The organism is Frankia sp. CeRuru1, from assembly GCF_977966315.1.
Genome location: NZ_CDWWEW010000421.1, coordinates 1 through 4,198, shown reverse-complemented (window position 1 = coordinate 4,198; position 4,198 = coordinate 1). Strand labels below are relative to the sequence as shown.

At 71.4% G+C, this 4,198-nt stretch carries 4 protein-coding genes; 1 reads left to right on the top strand and 3 read right to left on the bottom strand.

What is annotated here, in order from left to right; genetic code table 11:
* From AC08OP_RS21770 to AC08OP_RS21760, 3 genes are all read right to left on the bottom strand, one after another.
* The coding region (locus tag AC08OP_RS21770) for a hemerythrin domain-containing protein (RefSeq protein ID WP_476615882.1) at positions 1-468 on the bottom strand (468 nt) is incomplete at its 3' end.
* A gap of 180 nt (positions 469-648) precedes the next feature.
* The gene (locus AC08OP_RS21765; protein ID WP_476615881.1) at positions 649-1,116 is read right to left on the bottom strand and encodes a hypothetical protein; all 468 of its coding nucleotides are present in this window, start codon (positions 1,114-1,116) and stop codon (positions 649-651) included.
* 398 nt (positions 1,117-1,514) lie between these two features.
* Positions 1,515-2,747, bottom strand: coding sequence for a universal stress protein (locus tag AC08OP_RS21760; RefSeq protein WP_476615880.1), 1,233 nt, complete (start codon positions 2,745-2,747; stop codon positions 1,515-1,517).
* 292 nt (positions 2,748-3,039) lie between these two features.
* On the opposite strand from AC08OP_RS21760, the gene AC08OP_RS21755 reads away from it, so the two are divergent.
* On the top strand, positions 3,040-4,198 hold a 1,159-nt coding region (locus AC08OP_RS21755; protein ID WP_476615879.1), incomplete at its 3' end, for a sensor domain-containing phosphodiesterase.

The following is a 4,198-nucleotide window of genomic DNA, read 5'->3' as shown; positions in this document are numbered from 1 at the left end:
CGCCTGAATGGCCCGCAGTCTGCGGCCCAGGCGCACGAGTTCGGACTCGGGACGGACCTGGCGCAGCGCCTCGAACTCCTCCCGCTCCTCGCGCTCGGCGTGTTCCACCACCGTGTGCTCGAACGCGGCGAGCTTGGCCCCGAACTCGACGCTGCTCGCGTCCATCCGATCGAGGTCGGCGAGGTCCCGACTCGCCGCCTTCTCCTCCTGGTTGCGGGCATCGGTCACCTCGGGCCCCACCACCTGCCGGCTGATCGGGCGCAGCACCACCTCCTCGCCGGTCTCGTGGGCCGCGAGCAGCGCCCGCAGCTTGTCGAACGCCTCCTGGCGGCGTTGGCCCGTTGACGTCCTGACCTTCCCGAACAGCTCGCGGATCTCGGCATGCTGCGCGAGCAGGATCCCGACCACATCGTCCTCGGGGAGCTGACTCGCCCGGGTTCGTTCCCTCGTGGCCTTGCTGACCGTCATCGCACTCTCCTCATCGCGGACCGCGCACCGGACCGTGTCCCTGCTGGCCTGCCCGCTTGGCGGGAACAGGAACCTGGTCCGAGCGGGGGGATGCGCCGGATCGGGATGGCCAAGCCCAGGGATGGGCCCCAGGATCAGGAGATTCGTCGGAATCAGGAGGTTCGTCGGCGCCGGGCGGGTCTACCGGCGTTCGAACATCCAGGCGGCAGCCAGCGCTACGCCGACCACGATCCCGACAAGCAGCGCTCCGCCGAACACGAAGAAACCGACCGTCCTGATCAGGGCGATCCCGATCGGCAGCGCTGCGGCCAGCAGGAACACGCCGCGGGTGCGCACCGGCGTGTTCACCATGGCGAAGATCTTGCGCGGGCCCGTCACCCGGTTGACGTTCAGCTCGTCGGACACCGACGGCATGAGCCGGATCGTCGTCCACGTCAGCAGGACGAAGGCGATCGACAGCCCGAGGGCGTAGAGGAGCCCCACGCCGCGGCCGAAGGCGTCGAACGCCGCACCGGCACCGATCACAGTGATCATCAGCGGGACGTACCAGGAGGTGGTGCGGTCCTGCCGGGCCTGACCGGCGAGCCAGCGCGCCTGGGCGAACCGTTCGCCGCGCCGACCGGAACCGCCGTAATACTGATCCGCCATAGTCGCTCGACACTCCCCTCCCACGGCCGGCGCCGCGGTGCCCCCGTACCTCACGGGGACATCACGCCCCAGTCTCCCCATCCTCCCCCAAGACGAGGGAAAGCCGAGCCGTTTCGGGAGGATCACCTGCCCGCCGCGCCGTCACCGCTGGGCCGCGGGCCGCGCTCGGCGGGCCGCGAGAGCCGGCACCGCAGGTGACACGGCAGATGGCACGGCAGGTGGCGCCGCAGGCGACCCGCCGTCCACCCGCTCAGTACGTGCCCGATCGGGCATCCCCGCCCGGGGTCCTCGATCTCGGCCCACGGCCCGAGAACTCGCGACCCGAGAGCCCACGACCCGAGAGAAGGAGGCTCGCACCGGGTCGAAGATCTGCCGCGGTGGAGTCACCACACGCCGCACTAATTACCACAGGTCGTACTGCCGGGCGTGCGGATGACCGCGACCGCGCACTGGGCGTGTGTCACACACTGTGAACTGGTGGAACCCAGCAGCAACTCGGCGAATCCGCCGCGGCCCCGGGCTCCGATGACCAGGAGCTGCGCCCCCGCTGCGGCCCGCAGGAGGCTGGACGCGGCCGCTCCGCGGATCAGGTCCGTGCGCACATCGAGATCACCCGGCTCGGGCAGACCCGCGCGCACCGCCTCGTCCAGCACGGCCCGCGCGGCCCCCTCGAGGGCGGCGTCGACGAGGGCCGTTCCGCCGGGTCCCGTCGCATCGAGCGCCGGGTCCCCGAGCGCCGGGTCCCCGAGCGCCGCATCGGCGGGCCCCGAGTCACCGAATCCTGGATGATCATCGAGTGCCGTGCCCCCCGGTGCCGTGCCCCGAAATCCACGGCCGACGAATCCCGAGGCGAGGCCCGTTCCACCCGGGTCCGTCCGGATGAATCCGGTCCCGCCCGGATCCGCGTCGCCGGGCCCCGCACCAGCCGACGCCGCACCAGCCGACGCCGCCCCGGCCGGCGCCGCACCAGCCGGCCCCGCACGGACGGCCCCGGCGCCCGCCGTGGGCACTGCGCCGACGAACCTGGCACCGCAGAGTCCCAGCCGGACAACGAACTCCGGTGGCAGCGGCGTCCAGGCGTGCAGGATGCGCAGCGAAGCCCGGCGCAGCGCCGCCTCCTGGGCGGCCCACCGCAGCGCGGCCAACGAGCAGGCGGACCCGTCCACCCCGACGACGACGGGCCCGCTCTCGGCCGGCGCCGCCGACCTGCCGTGGACCACGACCACCGGCACCGACGCCCCGTACACGCACGCCATGCTGACCGAACCGGCCGGCAGGCGGCGCGGCCGGTCACGGCCGCGGGCACCGAGGACGAGCATGGCCGCGCCCTCCGACTCGGTCAGTATCGTGTCCACCGGGCTCCCGTACACGGTCCGCTCGACGATCCAGGCGTCGGGCTGGGCCTCGCGGACCCGGTCGACGACGTCGTGCAGCATCCACTGGGCCGTCCACCGGGGATGCTCCGGTGAGGTGGCAGGCGGCGGCTTCACCCGCGTGCAGAACGGGCCGGCCGCGGCCCAGACGAGAACGGCACGCACCCGCGCGCTACAGCGGCGCCCCGCGCGCACGGCCCACCGCAGCGCGCGCTCGGCATCTGTCGACCCGTCGATCCCGACCACGATGTCCGCCACGCGGCACCGCCTCCCCTCCGAGCATCCTCGCTCGCCGAGCAGGCATCCGTCCCGATCCCGTATCTACTACAACACGAAGAGCCAACGGGCGCGACGGGAGACAGGCGGGAGACAGGGGATGGATCTCCCGGCAGTGGCGGAGGTTGGTCACGAACAGGTCAATATCTGTCACGAACAAGTCGATATCGGCTACAAAGAGCCCAATATCGATCACGAAACGGTAACAGATATCGGTGCCGACCAGGGTGTGCGCGGAAAACCCGAGGGAACACCAGGAGAGGAGGTGGTACGGATGTCGGTCCGCCTGGCCCCCGCCTCGGCGCTCGGGCCGAAGGCCGAGGTTCCCGAGCCGGCGACGGCGGTGGTGGAGCTGCTGGGGATACTGCGCCACCATCTGGGCATGGATCTTGCCTGGCTCGGCCGCATCGAGACGGACGTCCTCGTTGTGCAGGTCATCAACGGGGACGGCGCGTCGTTCCAGCTGGCCCCGGGCTCCACCGTTCGGCGCGAGAGCGCCCTGTTCGGACGCGTCCTGTCCGGTGAGTTTCCCACCGTCATCCCGGACACCCACGCCGATCCGCGTATCCTGCGACTGCCCGTCGTCGACGAGCTTGACGTGGGGGCCTACGCCGCGGTGCCGGTCATCGACAGCGACGGCCTCGTCTACGGCCTGGTCGGCTGTCTCGGGCACGGGCCTCATCCGCACCTGCGGCCGCGCGACGGCCGGTTCCTGCGGATGATCGCGGAGATCCTCGGCGATTCCGTGACCGACCTGCACCGGATGTGGGAGGTCCGCAGCCGCGTCTGGCGCGACGTCAGCCATGTGATCGACGGCGGGGGGCCCGCGCTCGCCTTCCAGCCGGTGCTCGACCTCGAACACGGAAAGATCATCGGAGTGGAGGCGCTGTCCCGGTTCTCGGACTACGCCCGCAGCCCGTCACAGTGGTTCACCGCGGCAGGCTCCGTCGGCCTCAACGTCGATCTCGAACTCGCCGCGGTCCGACGCGCGCTCACCGTGCTGCCCCGGCTGCCGACACACATGATCCTCGCGGTTAACGTCTCGGCGACGACCCTCTCGGCCGGCCTGGTGGAGATGATCATGGGCGAGGACGCCGAACGTATCCTCGTGGAGATCACCGAGCACGAACGGATCGGCGACACTCCGGCGATCAACCGCGACATCGAGCACCTGCGCCGGCTCGGCGTCCGCATTGCCGCCGACGACGTGGGTACCGGCTATGCCGGGCTGGAACAGCTCGTCCGGCTGCGACCGGAGATCATCAAGATGGACTGCTGCCTGACCCAGGGCATCGACACCGACCCGGCCCGGCGGGCCGTGGCCGCCGGGCTGGTGCACGTCGCCAAGGAGATCGGAGGCGGCGTGGTCGCCGAGGGCATCGAGACCGCGGCCGAGCTCCAGGCCACCCGGGAGACCGCGATCCCCTACGGCC

Bases quoted from the DNA above. Each gene is read 5' to 3' on its own strand.
- AC08OP_RS21765 (WP_476615881.1), bottom strand. From the start codon at position 1,116: ATGGCGGATCAGTATTACGGCGGTTCCGGTCGGCGCGGCGAACGGTTC.